Source organism: Nocardioides exalbidus (assembly GCF_900105585.1).
In the GTDB taxonomy this organism is placed as follows: Bacteria; Actinomycetota; Actinomycetes; order Propionibacteriales; family Nocardioidaceae; genus Nocardioides; species Nocardioides exalbidus.
In genome coordinates this window covers 1,123,520-1,139,583 of sequence record NZ_FNRT01000002.1, presented here as the reverse complement: position 1 = coordinate 1,139,583, position 16,064 = coordinate 1,123,520, and the positions used below count along the sequence as shown (strand labels likewise).

Here is a 16,064-nt window from a genome sequence, read left to right as displayed (position 1 = left end):
CAGTCGCGGATCCTAGCGGTGCCGGGTGACCGGGAGGGGCGGGGTCCACGCGGGCCCCTGACCGAAGCGCGCGAGCACCGGTCCGTCGGCGGTCCAGCGCAGCCGCGCGAGGTAGAGCACCCGTCGGCCGCGCAGCGCCGCGTCGGAGTGCGAGGAGTACGTCGCCTCGCACGGCCCGTTGGCGCCGTCGCAGACCCAGCCGTGCACGAAGAGCCGGTTCGGGGTGCCGGGCACGTAGTCGGCGCCGCCCGGTCCGCAGATCCCCGTCGTCCGGCGGTCCAGCAGGGTCGCCTCCGGCGCCGACTGCCAGCCGCGACGGATCGAGGGCGAGGCGCGCCACACCGTGCGGTAGGAGCAGCTGCCGAAGTCGCCGCGGCTCAGCAGCAGGTGGTGGGTGCCGCGGGCGTCGACCATCTCGGGGTTCTCCAGCACGCCGGGGTCGCGCAGCAGCTCGCGGCTCGGCCCGGCAGCCCGCAGCCCGCTGGCGGTCAGGCGCACCATCCGGATCGACGACGGGGTGCCCTGGGTCCGGTAGAGCAGGAAGCGCCGGCCGTCGGGCGCGACGTAGGACGACGGGTCGATGACACCGCGCCTCGGCAGCCCGCGCTCGGTGGGTACGACGTCGCTCGCGACCGCCGTGGCCGCCCCGGACGGGCAGGCCAGGGGCTGGGTCTGCAGTGGCGTGAAGGGGACGGAGAGGTCGGGCGAGGTGGCGACGCCGATGCAGCGGTCGTCAGTGCTCGGCAGCCCGGTGACCGGGATCGAGTAGTAGGTCAGCCACGTCCCGTCGGGTGCGCGCACCACCTCGGGCGCCCACACGTCGCCGTTGCGCGCCCAGTCCGGGCGCGCGGCGAGCAGGGGCGCGCCGGGCACCCATCCGGCGTACTCCTGCGTGCTGCTCGCGGTGGCACCGCGCCACCCGGTGCCCGCGGCGAACCACCGGGTGCCGTCGTGGACCACGCTCGGGTCGGCCAGCGGCTGCTCCCAGAACAGCGGGCGGGGCGGGAAGGCGACCACGTCCGCGGTGGCGGCGGTGGCGGGCGCGAGCAGGGTGCCGAGCAGTGGTCCCAGCAGGGGTCCCAGCAGGAGGGCGAGGGCGGTCGCGGGCAGGCGCATCGCGCCACAGGCTACGGCCGAATCGACGTCTTCGCGGGCTGATCCGGGACGGATCGTCAAGACATGTCGAACGCACCCTTCAGCCTTCGTCCGGGGCCTTCCCCCGCGGCTCCCGGCCGTGCACTGTTGTCCCTGTTCCGGTCTGGGGGGATCGGACGCGGGGCTGGCTGGGGGGCCGGCCCCGCGAAAAGTTTCGTCGGCAGATCGATGCCCGGCGCCGGCGGTCCCGAGCCGCCGGCTCCGGGCTTTCGCCGCCGGCATCGGGTGGCTCCCCCCGCGCCACCCGGACCGCCCCCGCCAGTGACCACGCTCTGCGAAGGTCGGCGGAGGCGAGCCGGTGCCGACGGGTACCCACGAGCCCGTCGGCACCGGTCTCGGCGTCCCGCTGCCGCTCCGTCGCCGCTCCTTCGCAGCTCCGTCGCCGCGCAGCCCGACCCGTCCGTCGAGCCCACTCCGGATTGGTGCTGCCCGGCTGGTCCGGATACGTTTGATCCCATCATGTGGTCGGGGTCACACACGCCGACGACCACGCTGCAAGCCGTCGGCGTCCGGCGATCCCGCGACCGCCGCTAGCTGTTGAAGGAGACTGCGTTGTCCGATCCTGCCTCCACCCGGAGCGACACCTTCGGCCCCGACCTGGCGGAGGTCTTCGGGCCCAGCCAGTCCGACGGAGGCCCCGACCTCGTCCAGCTGCTGACGCCCGAGGGCGAGCGCGTCCACCATCCCGAGTTCGACCACGACTTCTCGGCCGAGGAGCTGCGCGGGCTCTACCGCGACATGGTCCTCACCCGGCGCATCGACGTCGAGGCGACCGCGCTCCAGCGCCACGGCGAGCTCGGCATCTGGGCCCAGCTGCTCGGCCAGGAGGCTGCGCAGATCGGCGCCGGCCGCGCGCTGCGCCCGCAGGACTACGTCTTCCCGACCTACCGCGAGCACGGCGTCGCCTACTGCAAGGGCGTCGACCCGCTCCGCCTGCTCGGGCTCTTCCGCGGCGTCGACCAGGGCGGCTGGGACCCGAACGAGAACAACTTCGGGCTCTACACGATCGTCATCGGCGCGCAGACGCTCCACGCCACCGGCTACGCCATGGGCATGCAGCGCGACGGCGTCGTCGGCACCGGCGATCCCGACCGCGACTCGGCCGTGATCGCCCACTTCGGCGACGGCGCCTCCTCGCAGGGCGACGTCAACGAGGCCTTCATCTTCGCCGCGTCCTACAACGCCCCGGTCGTGTTCTTCTGCCAGAACAACCAGTGGGCCATCTCCGAGCCGATCGAGCGCCAGACCCGCATCCCGCTCTACCAGCGGGCGCTGGGCTTCGGCTTCCCGGGCATCCGGGTCGACGGCAACGACGTGCTGGCGACGTACGCCGTCACCAAGGCCGCGCTCCAGCGGGCGCGCGAGGGCAACGGCCCGTCGTTCGTCGAGGCCTACACCTACCGGATGGGCGCGCACACCACGACCGACGACCCGACGCGCTACCGCCTCAACGACGAGCTCGAGCACTGGAAGCTCAAGGACCCGATCGAGCGGCTCAAGGTCTACCTGCGCCGCAACGGCCTGGTCGACCAGGAGTTCTTCGACGACCTCGACGCCGAGGCCAAGGAGCTGGGCCACCACCTCCGCGAGGGCTGCAAGGCGCTGCCCGACCCGAAGCCGCTCGACCAGTTCGGCTACGTCTTCAGCGAGATGACCGACGAGATCGCCGCCCAGCGCGACGAGTTCGCCGCCTACCTCGCCTCGTTCGAGGGCTCTACCACAGGAGGGGGGCACTGAGATGAGCACCAACCAGAAGATCACCCTCGCCAAGGGCCTCAACATGGGGCTGCGCAAGGCGATGGAGGACGACGACAAGGTCCTGCTCATGGGTGAGGACGTCGGCAAGCTCGGCGGCGTCTTCCGCATCACCGACGGCCTGCAGAAGGACTTCGGCGAGGACCGCGTCATCGACTCCCCGCTCGCCGAGTCCGGCATCGTCGGCACCGCGGTCGGCATGGCGCTGCGCGGCTACCGCCCCGTCATCGAGATCCAGTTCGACGGCTTCGTCTACCCCGCCTACGACCAGATCGTGTGCCAGGTCGCGAAGTACACCTACCGCTCGCAGGGGAAGGTGAAGATGCCGATCGTCATCCGCATCCCCTTCGGTGGCGGCATCGGCGCGGTCGAGCACCACTCCGAGAGCCCGGAGGCGCAGTTCGCGCACACCCCCGGCCTCAAGGTGGTCGCCTGCTCCAACCCGGTCGACGGCTACTGGATGATCCAGCAGGCGATCGCCCACGACGACCCGGTGATCTTCCTCGAGCCGAAGCGGCAGTACCACGCCGACAAGGCCGAGCTCGACGAGACCGCCACGCCCGAGCCCCTCTTCACCTCGCGCGTCGTGCGCGCCGGCACCGACGCCACCGTCCTCGCCTACGGCCCGACCGTGAAGACCGCGCTCAAGGCGGCCGAGGCCGCCGCGACCGAGGGCCGCCACCTCGAGGTCATCGACCTGCGCACCCTCTCGCCGCTCGACATGGGCCCGGTGCTGGAGTCCGTACGCCGCACCGGCCGCTGCGTCGTCACGCACGAGGCGCACGTCAACCTCGGCATGGGCGCCGAGCTCGCCGCCCGGATCACCGAGCACTGCTTCTACTCGCTCGAGGCCCCCGTGCTGCGCGTCGGCGCGTTCGACATGCCCTACCCGCCGTCGCGGATCGAGGAGGAGTACCTCCCCGACCTCGACCGGGTGCTCGACGCCGTCGACCGCACCTTCGCGTACTGATGGGCTCGCTCCACGTGAACCCGGCGATCGAAGGAGCCGTCCGCGGCGCGCCCGGGAGTGAGGAGGAGGGCTGTGTCCGGAGGAGCGAAGCGGGGGAGGGCGCGGCAACGACGACGAACCGAGCGGGCCTCCAGCGCCGCGGACACGCGCCGAAGCGAAGCGGAGGCGCCAGAAAGCACCGTGACCAGATCTGTGAAAGGCCCTTGTGATGTCTGACTTCCTCCTCCCCGACGTCGGCGAGGGCCTCACCGAGGCCGAGATCGTGGCCTGGAAGGTCAAGGTCGGCGACACCGTCGAGATCAACGACGTGATCGTCGAGATCGAGACCGCCAAGTCGCTCGTCGAGCTCCCCTCGCCGTTCGAGGGCACCGTCCTCGCGCTGCTCGCCCCCGAGGGCGAGACCATCCCGGTCGGAACGCCGATCATCTCGATCGGCGCTCCCGGTGAGGCGCCGACCGCGCCGCAGACCGAGTCGGACCCCTACCTCGGCATGGCGGAGAAGGCCGGGCTGAAGGACGGCGCCGAGGACGGTGGTTCCGAGGGCTGGGGCGGCAGTGCCGCCACGCCCGAGCAGGTCGACCCGGCCGACATCGACCTCTCCAACCCGGCTGCCTCCGGCTCGATGGAGGGCGCGTCCCTCGTCGGCCGGATCAAGGCCGAGCGCGGCCCGATGCGCCGGGCACGCCGCGGGTCCGCCTCGCCGAGCACCGTCGCCGGCAGCCAGACGCAGCTCCAGGTGCAGGGTGCCTTCTCGCCCGGCGGCGCCCAGTCCGACGAGGTCATGCCGGCCGACGAGTCGCCGGTCCCGGCCGTCGACCAGCGCCCGGCGCACGCCGCACCCGCCGAGGCGCTCGTCCCGGCCGCCGTGCAGGAGCCCAGCGACCTGCGCGCCCTGGCGAAGCCGCCCGTGCGCAAGCTTGCCAAGGACCTCGGCATCGACCTGTCCACGCTGGTCGGGTCGGGTCCGTTGGGCTCGATCACCCGCGACGACGTGCAGGGCGCCGCCAACGGGACGGGTGGTCGTACGCCGGCAGCCACCGTTGCGTCATCCGCTCCCGCACCCACTGGTGCGGCTTCGCATGACGGACCGCGCGAGCGCGAGACCCGCGAGCCGATCAAGGGCGTGCGCAAGATGATGGCGACGGCGATGAGCCAGTCGGCCTTCACCAGCCCACACGTGACCGAGTGGATCACCGTCGACGTCACCGAGGCGATGAAGCTCGTCGCCCGGTTGAAGAAGCGGCCGGAGCTCCGCGACCTCAAGGTCAGCCCGCTGCTCGTCCTCGCCCGTGCGGTGATCCTCGCGATGAAGCGCACGCCGGAGATCAACTCGTTCTGGGACGAGGCCGCGCAGGAGGTCGTCTACAAGCACTACGTCAACCTCGGCATCGCGGCAGCCACGCCGCGCGGCCTCGTGGTGCCCAACGTCAAGGACGCCGACAGCCTCTCGCTGGTCGAGCTGGCCGGGGCGCTCGGCGAGCTCACCGCCACCGCGCGCGAGGGCAGGACGCAGCCGGCCGAGATGGCCGGCGGCACCTTCACGATCACCAACGTCGGCGTCTTCGGCGTCGACGCCGGCACCCCGATCATCAACCCGGGGGAGTCCGCGATCCTCTGCTTCGGCGCGGTCAACAAGCGCCCGTGGGTCGACGAGGAGTCCGGCGAGATCGTGGTCCGTGACGTGACGACGCTGGCGCTGTCCTTCGACCACCGCCACATCGACGGCGAGAGGGGCTCGCGCTTCCTCGCCGACGTCGCCGGGATCCTGCGCGACCCCGGCACCGCCCTCCTCTTCTGATCGCCGAGTCGGCGCCAGCTGTTGCCTCGTGCCGCTGAGTCGGCGTGAAGTTCGCGCCGACTCAGCGGGCGGGTGGCGAAGTTCGCGCCGACTCAGCGAGTCAGCGGGCGTGCCAGGCCGCCAACACCTCGGCCTCGCGCTCCGGCGTGAGCGCGACGACCGGGGAGTCGAGGCAGTCGGGCGCGGTCTCGGCCACGGGTCGCAGCACCAGCCCGGCGGCCAGGGCCGGGCCGGCGTCGTGGGCCAGCATGCCGTCGTACTCCGGCCGCGGCAGCCACAGCGGCAGCGACCCCTCGCCCGCCCAGTGCTGCACGCCCTGCTCCTCGAGGAAGCCGGTCGGCACCCACGTGAAGGTCGCGTCCGAGCCGACGCCGGACGCCACCTCGGCCAGCATCCGCGAGATCGGCACGGGGGTGCCGACGGCGTCGAGCACCCCGGTCGTACGGCGCTCGGCGAGCACCAGGATCCACGCGGCGAGGTCGCGGACGTCGATCACCTGCACGACGTCGTCGGGTGACCCGGGCGCCAGCACCTCGCCCCCGCGCGCGAGGCGTTGCGGCCAGTGGGCGAAGCGGCCGGTCGGGTCGCCGGGACCCACGATGAGCCCGGGTCGTACGACGACCGAGGACGCCGCGCCGGCCGCCACGGCCTGCTCGCAGGCGACCTTCATCCCGCCGTAGGCCTCCGGGTCGACGGCCAGGTCGACGTCGTCGGTGACCGGGTCGAGGAGCGGCTCCATCAGCGGGGACGAGTTGTCGGCGTAGACGCTGACGGTGGAGACGAAGACCCAGTGGGCCTCTGCGGTGGCCGCCACGGCGCTGCGCACCTGGGACGGCAGGCGCGCGACGTCGACCACCGCGTCCCACCCGCCGTCGGCGACCTCGGGTGGCGCCTCCTGTGCCCGGTCCCACGGCAGGTGGGTCGCTCCGTGGGGCACGGCGCCCGACTGCCCGCGGCACGCGCAGGTGACGTCCCACCCGCGGGCGACGCCCTGCGCGGCCACCTCGCGGGACAGGAAGCGGGTGCCGCCGAGCACGAGGATCCTCATCCCGCGAGCCTCCACCGCGGCCGCTCCGGCGGGAAGACGGGTTCGCTCTCGGCGCAACGGGTGGACCACCCCTTGGTGAGGGCAGCGTCACGCTGCGACAATGACACCTCACCCCGAAGTGTGAGAGGAGTGGCATGTCCCTCGATGCCACGTCGGCATCCGCCGGAGCCCCCAGCACCGCCGCCCTGCTCGCTCGGGCCCAGCAGGTCGCCGACCAGCTCGTCGACGAGGCCCGCAACGAGGCGGAGCGGCTCACCGCCGACCTCGCCACCCTGCGTGAGGAGGCCCGCCTGCTCAAGGTCGAGGCCGAGCGCGACCGGGCCGAGGCCGGACGAGCGCGCAAGCAGGCCGAGCAGGTGCTCGCCGGCGCGTCGGCCGAGGCGTCCGCCATCGTCGTCGACGCCAACGAGCAGGCCGGGCTGCTGATGAGCTCCGCCGCCGGGGCCCGCGACGAGCAGGTGGAGGCCGCCCGGACCGAGGGCGACAAGCTGCGCGCCCAGGCCCAGGACGACGCCGTCGCCCTGCGGGCCGAGGCGCAGGAGCTGCGCGACACCGCGGCCACGGACCGGGCCGACCTCCTCGAGGGCGCCCGGCTCGAGGCCGAGGCGGCCGTGGGCACTGCCCAGGAGACGGCCGCCCGCCTCGTCGAGGAGGCGCGGACCGCGGGCCAGCAGCACCTCGACTCCGCGACGTCCGAGGCCGAGTCGCTGCGCGCGAGTGCCTCGACCGAGTCCGCCCGGATGCGCGACGAGGCCTCGCTCCACGTCGAGGAGCTGCGCCGCACCACCGGGTCGGAGGTCGACCAGATGCGGCGGATCGCCGAGGAGACCCTGGCCGCCGCTCGCGCCGAGAGCGAGGAGAAGCTCCGCCACGCCGCCGAGCAGACCGAGTGGGCGACCCGGACCGTCGAGTCCGTCCTGGCGGGCGCGGCCTCCGAGGCCGAGTCGATCCGCAAGGCGAGCCACGCCGACGCCGGCGACCACGTCCGGCTCGTGCGCCAGCGGCTGCAGGGCGTGATCGCGGCCGTCGACGCCCGCGTCGCGCTGGAGCTCGCCGAGGCCAGGCAGCGCGCCGACGAGATCGCCCAGGACGCCGCGCACGCGGCCGCCGAGCGGCGGGCCGAGGCCAAGGCCGCCCTCGAGCAGGCCGAGGCGGAGGCGGCGCGTGTCGTCGCCGACGCGACCGACGAGTCGGAGCGGGCCGTCGAGCGGCTCGAGCGCCGTCGTGCCGAGGCCGAGTCCGGTGCCGCGAACCTCCGCGCCCTCGTCGCCGAGGAGGTCACCCGCTCCCGCGCCGAGGCCGCCGAGGAACGCCGCCGCGCGCGCGAGGAGGCGGTCGTCCACGTCGCGGAGGGTCGCGCCGAGGCCGACCAGCTGCGCGAGGGTGCCCGCCGCGCCGTCGAGCGTGCCCGCGCCGAGATCGCCCAGCTGCAGACCCGTCGCGACGGCATCGCCGCCGAGCTCGGCCAGCTCTCCGGCGTGATCGAGGCGCTGTCGGTGCCCGAGCGCGAGCAGACCGCGTTCCAGCCCCTGCCCGAGGCGGCCCCGACCGCAGAGCCGCCGCGTCCCTCGCTCCCGCACCGCCCCGTCGCGGTCTCCCCGGACCTCGACACCGACGACCGTTCCTGATCACCCCGCTTCCCCCGCCCCCACAGGAGACTCCCGATGCCCGAAGAGCTGTTCACGATCGTCCGCCGCGGCTACGACCAGACCGAGGTCGACCGGGCCGTCGGCCAGGTGCAGGCCGAGCTCGCCGACCTCAAGCAGCGGCTCCAGTCCGCCGAGGTCGCCGCCGAGCAGGCGCGCACGGACGCCGAGGCCGCCCGCAGCGAGGCGTCCGCCACGCGCGACGCCCTCGTGTCCGCGCAGCAGCAGGAGCCCGAGGTCCCCACCTTCGCCCACCTCGGTGACCGGGTCGGCCAGATCCTCTCCCTCGCCGAGGCCGAGGCCGCCGAGATCCGCGACCGGGTCGTCGGCGAGGTCGAGTCGCTGCGCAAGGAGGCCGAGGCCGAGGTCGGCCAGCTGCGCGCCGACGCGGACCGCTACGCCGAGGAGACCCGCCGCGACGCCGACGCCGAGGGCGCGCGCGTGCTCTCGGACGCCCGTACGGCAGCCGACTCCGAGCGCGACGCCGCCGAGCGCGACGCGTCCGCCCGTCGCGCGGAGGCCGAGGCCCTCCACGAGGACCAGCGTGCGAAGGCCGCCCAGGCCGCCGCCGACTTCGAGACCACGCTCGCCGAGCGGCGCCAGAAGGCGACCTCGGAGTTCCAGGCCCAGCAGGCCGCGACCCAGGCCGAGCTCGACGCGATGAACGCCCGCAACCGCGACGCCGAGGCCGCCCTCGAGCGCTCGCGTGCCGAGGCCGAGGCCCGCATCGCCCGGATGCTGAGCGAGGCCGAGGAGCGCTCGACCGCGATGGTCACCGAGGCCCGCGGCACCGCCGACCGGGTCCGCGCCGAGTCCGAGCGCGAGCTCACCGCCGCCGCGCAGCGCCGCGACAGCATCAACGCCCAGCTCGGCAACGTCCGCCAGATGCTCGCCACCCTCACCGGCACGGTCCCCGGGATCGCCTTCCCCGGCGAGCCGGAGCCCGCTGCGGTCGCGGACGACGTACCCGCCCCCGAGGCCCCGGCGGACGAGACCGACGTCGAGTCGTCGGAGGAGCCCCAGGTCGAGGCGTCCGACGAGGTCGCCGAGGGCGAGGAGTCCTCCGAGCAGCGCTGACGCTCGTGATGCTTCACCAGGGGATGTCGACGAATGTGCACTTCCCTCACGCAGTTGCGTGAGGGAAGTGTGGTGGTTCCCGACATCCCATGGTGAAGCAGCGGGGGAGGGCGGGGCTCAGGCGCCCGGCACGCCCGGCGCGGGCGTCGTACGTCCCATGATCCAGGCGTCGAAGAACGCGCCGAGGTCGAGCCCGGTCTCGGTCTCCCAGTGGTCGTAGATCTCGTCGCGGGTGACCGAGGTGTCGTCGTGGTCCACCAGCCACGAGCGGGCGATGGCGTAGAACTTCTCGTCGCCGAGCGCGACGCGCAGCTCGTTCCACATGAGCGCGGGCGGGTAGTAGATGTTCGAGCCGCCGAACTGGTCGGGGTCGTAGGCACCGGGCGGGCCGTAGGCGTCACGCAGCCCCTGGTCGCCGGCGCGGGCGTTGCGCAGGGTCTCCTTCAGCGGCCGGATGTCGTGCTCGTCCTCGTAGATCCACTGCAGCAGCATCGTCATGCCCTCGTTGAGCCAGACGTCGCTCCAGTCGGCCGGCGAGACCTGGTCGCCGTACCACTGGTGCACGAGCTCGTGGGCGATCACCTGCGGTGACAGGACGTAGTCGTTGTTCCCCAGCGTGACCATCGTCTGGGTCTCCATCGCGCTCTCGGAGTCGGTGACGACGAGGCCGAGGGAGTCGAAGGGGTAGTCGCCGAGCTTGCCCTCGATCCAGTCGATCGAGTCCGCGGCGGTCTGCAGGTCGTCGAGCGCGACGGGGTCGACCATCCCGCGCGGCGTCCAGTAGTCGACGCGCATCCCGCTCGCCGTGGTGTTGCTGCTGTGCGCGTAGTCGCCGATCGCGAGCGTCATGAGGTACGACGACGCGGGCTCGGTGAGCTGCCACGACGTGGTCGTGCCGTCGTCGGTCTCCTCGAGCGCGGTGAGGTGGCCGTTGGAGATGCCGGTCCACTTCGGCGGGGCGTGCACCGTGACGTCGTACAACGCCTTGTCGGACGGCTGGTCGTTGACGGGGTACCAGGTGTAGGCGCCGTAGGGCTCCTGCATCGTCCAGACCTCGCCGGTGTCGGTGGTCGTGAAGCCGGTCGTGGAGAAGTCGCTGCGGGTGGTCGGCGCGGGGGCGGGACGCGGCGTGCCGACGTAGTCGAGGGTGAGCCGGTAGCGCTGGTCGGCGACCACGGGTGCCCGGACGACCAGGTCCTTGCCGCTCCGGCGGAACCGGACGGCCTCGTCGTCGAGCCGGACGTCACCGACCGTGAGGGCGGGCGACAGGTCGAGCTGGAAGCGCGGCGCCCGCCGGGTGGCGCGGAAGTCGATCACGGCCTCCCCGGTCAGCCGCCGCCCGGCCGGGTCCCAGGTGAGGTCGAGGTCGTAGTGGAGGGCGTCGACGACCGGGTCCCCGACGCCGGGGTAGACGCTGTCCTCGACCGGCTCGGAGAGCGCGAGGTCGAGGTCGGGCTCCACCTCGTCGACGACCACCGGGTCGGACGCGGGCGCCGCGACGAGGTCGGCGGGATCCGCCGTCGTGGTGACCGGAGCGGGCGCGGACAGCTCCGACGACGTCCGGGCCTCGGAGGAGCACCCCGCGAGCAGCAGCACCGAGGCGAGACCTGCCGCGAGCGACCTCACTGCTCGCCGCGCAGCAGGGGCCGGGCCAGCTTGCGGCCGTGGTGGATCTGCGCCTTGATCGTGCCGAGCGGCGCGTCGACGAGCGCGGCGATCTCCTCGTAGGGCAGGCCGTAGACGTCGCGCAGCAGCAGCGGCTCGACGTACTGCGGGTGGTCCTTCTCGATGGTGTCCATCGCCTCGAGCAGGTCGAGCCGGGTGCCGGCGATGACGCTGGTCGTGCGCGGGTCGGGCCGGTCGTGCGACCCGTCCTCGAAGTCGGTCGGGGTGGCGAGGTTCTTCAGCCTGCGGTAGGTCGTCCGCGCGCTGTTGACCGCGACGATGTGCAGCCACGTGGAGAACCGGCCGCGTCCGCCCCACGAGGCGATCCGGGTCGCCACGTTGAGCATCGCCTCCTGGCACGCGTCCTCCGCGTCGCCGGAGTAGGGCAGCACGCCTCGGCAGATGTTGAGGACCCGCGGACGGACCGCGCCGAGCAGCTGCTCCATCGCCTCGCGGTCGCCGTCGCGCGCGCGACGGGCGAGCTCGTCGATCTCGTCCGGCGTCGCCGCGGCGCCACCGTGTCCCGACCCGTCCCCCGAATACGTCACGCCTGCACGATAATGCCCGGGTGTCCGCTCCCTCTCGTCTCGGTCGCTACCCGGTGCGGCGCCGCATCGGGTCCGGGGCGTTCGCGACGGTGTGGCTGGCCTACGACGAGCACCTCGACTCGCCCGTCGCGATCAAGGTCCTCGCGGAGAACTGGACCGGCGACCTCCACATCCGCCAGCGGTTCCTCGAGGAGGGCCGGTTCCTCCGCAAGGTCGAGTCGCCGCACGTCGTGACGGTCTACGACGCCGGGGAGCTCGACGACGAGCGCCCCTACCTCGTGATGGCGTACGCCGACCAGGGCACGCTCGCCGACCGGCTCGAGCTGTCCGCCCTGGAGCCGTCGCAGGCGCTGACCGTGGTCCACCAGGTCGGCGCGGGCCTGGCCGCCCTGCACGACCGCGGGGTGCTGCACCGCGACGTGAAGCCCGCCAACGTGCTCTTCCGCAGCGTGGAGCGCGCGGTGGGCTCGCAGGTCGTCGCCATGGTCGGCGACCTCGGTCTCGGCAAGGCGATGGACATGTCGTCGCGGCTCACCATGGTCGGTGGCACCCCGACCTACGTCGCCCCCGAGCAGGCGCTCGGCGAGGGCCTCGACCCGCGCGCCGACCAGTTCTCGCTGGCCGCGCTCACCTACTACCTGCTCAGCGGCCGCCAGCCCTTCCGGCACGCCAGCCTCGCCGCGGCGGAGAACCCGGCACCCCCGCCGCCGATGGGCCTCGACAACCCGGAGGCCGAGGCGGTCGTCCTGAAGGCGCTCTCCAAGGACCGCGGCGACCGCTACGACGACGTCGAGTGCTTCACCGCCGCGCTCGTCGAGGCGATGGGCGGCCACCTCGACGAGGCCCCCGAGGCGTGGATGCCGGAGGACCCCGAGCTCACCGACTCCGTCCCGATCGACGTGACCGCCGGTGCGACCGACCCGGAGGGTCCCGCCTCCGGGCGCCGGCACCGCCGGTGGCCACTGGTCGTCGCGGCGGCCGCCGTGCTCGCGGCCGGCGCCGGGGCCGGGTGGGGGATCGAGCGTGCCGCGACCTCCGAGCGCACCGTCGAGGACCGCACCGGCACGCTGGCCGTGACCGTCCCCGAGGCCTGGACCGTGCAGGTCGACCCCGAGCAGTGGACCCCCCTCGACGGCAAGCAGGAGCAGCCCTCGATCGCGTCGGGCACCCGGGCCGGCTGGAGCTCCGTCACCGACCCCGCGCCCGGCGTCTTCGTCGGCCTCCTCCCCGGCGAGAAGCTGCCCACCCGCGTCCCGCAGCACAACGACTGCACCGGCGATCGCGTCGGCCCGATCCGGGACACCCAGGACGGCGACGACTCGATGACGATGACCTTCACCGGCTGCCCCGGCCCCGACGTCACCGTCGAGCGCGTCGTCCAGGTCAACAGCAGCCAGCTGCTCTGGATCCAGATCCGCAGCGACGACCGGGCCACCGCCAACCGGGTCCTCGACTCGGTCCAGACCTTCGGCGTCTGAGGCTCAGCCGAGCCGTACGCCGTCCGCGACCCGCGCGACCAGGTCGGCGAGCCCGGACTGGTCGACCCGTCGCCCGGTCACGGCGATCTCCACCTGCGCGTTGTCGCTGCCGGTGAGGTCGACCCAGGCGAGGTAGCCGTGCCGGAGGTGGTTGTTGGTGATGTAGGTGTAGTGGATCCCGTCGCCGCTCTGTCCGACGACCTCGAAGCCCTGCTCGTCCTCGTCGAGCTCGTCGACGCGCCGGTCGAGCGTCCAGTCGATCGAGCGCCGGTTGCTGAGCACCTGCTCGACCCGCATCACGTAGCCGAACGACTGGTCCTGGCCGTCGGGTCGCCACTGCCACTCGTTGAGGGCGATCGGGACCATCCGCCAGCCCTCCGGCGCCGGCACGGTCATCTGGAAGTCCTCGCCCTCCCCGACCACGGTGTCCACCAGTGGCACGTCGGGCTCGAGCGGCGGGTAGTCGGGGTCGGCGAGGACGTCGGGCACCGGGTCGACCGGGAGGCTCGGCGAGGCGGCGGCGACCGGGGCCGCGGCCCCGGAGCCGGGCGGGTTCTCGCCCAGCACCCACGACGTGGCGAACCCGCCGGCCAGCCCGACCACCAGCACCAGCGCGAGGAGGAGTGCGCGACGTCCCGTCACCGGCTCACGCCAGCCCGCCGGTGGCGCCGCGCATGCCGTCGGCCACGCGGTCGATGAGGTCCTTCGCACCCACCTGGTCGCGCTCGCGACCGTGCACGACGATCTCGACGTCCGCCTGCCCGCTCGAGTCGAGGTCGAGCCAGCGCATGAAGCTGTGCCGCTTGGTGTCCTCGTTGCTGCGGTAGGTGTACTCGAGCGAGTCCGCCCCACGATCGATGATGACGACGTCCTCCTGCTCGTCGCGCACCCGTGCCACCCGGATGTCGATGGCGTCCTCGATCGTGATGTCCTGGCTGTCGATCTGCTCGATGCGCATGACGTAGCTGTTGTCGGGCGTGCCGGGTTGCTTCCACTTCCACTCGTTGCTGGCGACGGGGTGGATCCGCCAGCCCTTCGGCGCGGGGAAGAGGATCTCGAACTTGCCGATGCCCAGCGTCGCCTGCCGCATCGGCAGGTCCGGCTCCAGGGCAGGGATGTCGGGGTCCGCGGTGAACGGCCGCGGCGCCTCGACGGGCATCTCCGGGCGCTCGGCGGGGACCGGGGCGGGTACGCCGGACCCGACGGTGGTGTCCCGGCTGGCCGCGGACGCGGCGAACCCGCTCCCCGCGCCGATCGCGAGGAGCGCGACGACAACCGCAGGCCCCCGCCAGTCCATGGGGCCAACCTATCCGCCCTCCGTGCCGTCGCAGTCCATTCCCTACGGTGGGACCGTGCTGATCCGCAATGCCCGGCTGGTGGCCGTCACCGATGTCGTCGACGGTCCGGTCGACGTGCGCCTCGAGGAGGGGCGGGTCGTCGAGGTCGGCCCGGGCCTGCCGCCCCACGACCACGAGCGCGAGCACGACGCCGGAGGTCGCTGGCTCGCGCCCGGCCTGTGGGACCAGCACGTCCACCTCGGCCAGTGGACGCTCGCGTCCGCGCGGCTCGACCTCGCCCCGGCCCGGTCGAGCGCGGAGGCCGTGGCGCTGGTGCGGGAGCGGCTCGAGGAGTGGCCCGACCTGCCGGTCATCGGGTGGGGACACCGTCCGACCGCGTGGCCGGAGAACCCGTCCGTGTCCGACCTCGACGCCATCGACACCGACCAGCCGATCGTGCTGATCGCCGGCGACGGCCACCACGGCTGGCTCAACACGACCGCGCTGCACGTGCTGGCGCTCTCGACGCGCGACAGCGTGGTCAGCGAGGCGGAGTGGTTCATGGCCTACGGCCGGCTCGCCACGGTGCTGGGCACCGACGGCACCGGGCCGGACGCCTACCGCCGCTCGATGGAGGCGGCCGCCGCGCAGGGAGTCGTCGGTCTCGTCGACCTCGAGTTCAGCGGCGGTGTCGCCGACTGGGTGGCGCGGTGGGCCGACGGTGCATCGCTGCTGCGGATCCGCCACGCCTGCTACGCCGACGGCCTCGACGACGTGCTCTCCCGCGGCCTGCGCTCCGGCGACCCGCTCGCCGACTCCGTGTCCGATCCCGGGGGCCGCCTGACGATGGGGCCGCTCAAGATCATCAGCGACGGCTCGCTCAACACCCGCACGGCCTGGTGCTGCGAGCCGTACGCCGAGAAGGCCGTCGCCGGCTTCGAGTCCGGGCAGCCGAACCAGACCCCGGCCGAGCTCCGCGACCTGCTCGCCCGCGCCACGGCCGGCGGGCTCGACGTCGCCGTGCACGCCATCGGCGACCGCGCCGTCACCGAGGCGCTGGCCGCCTTCGCCGAGACCGGCGCCCACGGCGGGATCGAGCACGTCCAGCTGACCACGCGCGACGACGTCCGTCGGATGGCCGGGCTCGGTGTCCGGGCGAGCGTGCAGCCCGCCCACCTGCTCGACGACCGCGACGTCACCGAACGGCTCTGGCCGGGACGAGCCGAGCGGTGCTTCCCGCTGCGCTGGATGCTCGACGAGGGCGTCGACGTCGTCCTCGGCTCCGACGCGCCCGTCTCCCCGCTCGACCCGTGGCTGGCGATCGCGGCCGCCGTCCACCGCTCCGGCGACGAGCGCGAGCCGTGGCACCCCGAGCAGGCGATCACCGCCCGCGAGGCGCTCGCCGCCTCGACCGACGGCTGGGGCACCGTGGCCGTCGGGCACCCGGGCGACCTGGTGCTGCTCGACGCCGACCCCCTCGACGGGTCGTCCGACCGCGCGCACGGCCTGCGGCTGCGGTCCTTCGGGGAGAACGTGGTGGCGACCTGGGTGGCCGGCGAGGTGGCGTACTCCCGCGACCCCTCGTGACGCCGCCGGGCGGTCGGGTGTGACCGCCCTCACGTAGCGCGGATGAGGTTGGTGAGTAAG

At 73.5% G+C, this 16,064-nt stretch carries 13 protein-coding genes; 7 read left to right on the top strand and 6 right to left on the bottom strand.

Annotated elements, in window-relative coordinates; translation table 11 throughout:
* Positions 1 to 12: 12 nt before the first annotated feature.
* A complete protein-coding gene (locus BLV76_RS05805) occupies positions 13 to 1,116 on the bottom strand; it encodes a family 43 glycosylhydrolase (protein ID WP_175539592.1) in 1,104 nt (367 codons plus the stop codon).
* 591 nt (positions 1,117 to 1,707) lie between these two features.
* Here BLV76_RS05805 and pdhA point away from each other — a divergent pair.
* The 3 genes from pdhA to BLV76_RS05790 all read left to right on the top strand — a co-directional run bounded on the left by pdhA (position 1,708) and on the right by BLV76_RS05790 (position 5,678).
* Entirely contained in the window at positions 1,708 to 2,892 is a 1,185-nt protein-coding gene (gene pdhA, locus BLV76_RS05800) for a pyruvate dehydrogenase (acetyl-transferring) E1 component subunit alpha (RefSeq protein ID WP_090968279.1), read from the top strand.
* A gap of 1 nt (position 2,893) precedes the next feature.
* On the top strand, positions 2,894 to 3,880 hold the full coding sequence (locus tag BLV76_RS05795) for an alpha-ketoacid dehydrogenase subunit beta (protein ID WP_090968278.1): 987 nt from the start codon (positions 2,894 to 2,896) through the stop codon (positions 3,878 to 3,880).
* A 208-nt stretch (positions 3,881 to 4,088) separates the two neighbouring features.
* Positions 4,089 to 5,678, top strand: a complete 1,590-nt coding sequence (locus BLV76_RS05790) for a 2-oxo acid dehydrogenase subunit E2 (protein ID WP_090968277.1) — start codon at positions 4,089 to 4,091, stop codon at positions 5,676 to 5,678.
* Between the two features lie 100 nt (positions 5,679 to 5,778).
* Here BLV76_RS05790 and BLV76_RS05785 read toward each other — a convergent pair whose 3' ends face one another.
* Positions 5,779 to 6,726: an NAD-dependent epimerase/dehydratase family protein gene (locus tag BLV76_RS05785; protein ID WP_090968276.1), complete on the bottom strand. Its 948-nt coding sequence runs from the start codon at positions 6,724 to 6,726 to the stop codon at positions 5,779 to 5,781.
* A gap of 134 nt (positions 6,727 to 6,860) precedes the next feature.
* Here BLV76_RS05785 and BLV76_RS05780 point away from each other — a divergent pair, with 134 nt between their 5' ends.
* Together BLV76_RS05780 and BLV76_RS05775 are read left to right on the top strand one after the other, a co-directional pair.
* The gene (locus BLV76_RS05780; RefSeq protein ID WP_090968275.1) at positions 6,861 to 8,354 is read left to right on the top strand and encodes a coiled-coil domain-containing protein; all 1,494 of its coding nucleotides are present in this window, start codon (positions 6,861 to 6,863) and stop codon (positions 8,352 to 8,354) included.
* Positions 8,355 to 8,390: 36 nt separating this feature from the next.
* A complete protein-coding gene (locus BLV76_RS05775; protein WP_090968274.1) occupies positions 8,391 to 9,449 on the top strand; it encodes a coiled-coil domain-containing protein in 1,059 nt (352 codons plus the stop codon).
* Positions 9,450 to 9,566: 117 nt separating this feature from the next.
* On the opposite strand, the gene BLV76_RS05770 is transcribed toward BLV76_RS05775, so the two are convergent.
* Positions 9,567 to 11,075, bottom strand: coding sequence for a M1 family metallopeptidase (locus BLV76_RS05770; protein WP_090968273.1), 1,509 nt, complete (start codon positions 11,073 to 11,075; stop codon positions 9,567 to 9,569).
* A complete protein-coding gene (locus tag BLV76_RS05765) occupies positions 11,072 to 11,662 on the bottom strand; it encodes an RNA polymerase sigma factor (RefSeq protein ID WP_245734560.1) in 591 nt (196 codons plus the stop codon). The genes BLV76_RS05770 and BLV76_RS05765 overlap by 4 nt, the downstream gene beginning before the upstream one ends.
* 20 nt (positions 11,663 to 11,682) lie before the next feature.
* Between BLV76_RS05765 and BLV76_RS05760 the strand changes: the two genes are divergently transcribed.
* A complete protein-coding gene (locus BLV76_RS05760) occupies positions 11,683 to 13,140 on the top strand; it encodes a serine/threonine-protein kinase (RefSeq protein ID WP_090968272.1) in 1,458 nt (485 codons plus the stop codon).
* Between the two features lie 3 nt (positions 13,141 to 13,143).
* On the opposite strand, the gene BLV76_RS05755 is transcribed toward BLV76_RS05760, so the two are convergent.
* Together BLV76_RS05755 and BLV76_RS05750 are read right to left on the bottom strand one after the other, a co-directional pair.
* The gene (locus BLV76_RS05755) at positions 13,144 to 13,782 is read right to left on the bottom strand and encodes a hypothetical protein (protein ID WP_090968271.1); all 639 of its coding nucleotides are present in this window, start codon (positions 13,780 to 13,782) and stop codon (positions 13,144 to 13,146) included.
* Positions 13,783 to 13,786: 4 nt separating this feature from the next.
* A complete protein-coding gene (locus BLV76_RS05750) occupies positions 13,787 to 14,437 on the bottom strand; it encodes an L-asparaginase family protein (protein ID WP_090968270.1) in 651 nt (216 codons plus the stop codon).
* A 55-nt stretch (positions 14,438 to 14,492) separates the two neighbouring features.
* Here BLV76_RS05750 and BLV76_RS05745 point away from each other — a divergent pair, with 55 nt between their 5' ends.
* Positions 14,493 to 16,004: an amidohydrolase gene (locus tag BLV76_RS05745; RefSeq protein WP_245734559.1), complete on the top strand. Its 1,512-nt coding sequence runs from the start codon at positions 14,493 to 14,495 to the stop codon at positions 16,002 to 16,004.
* Positions 16,005 to 16,064 lie beyond the last annotated feature (60 nt).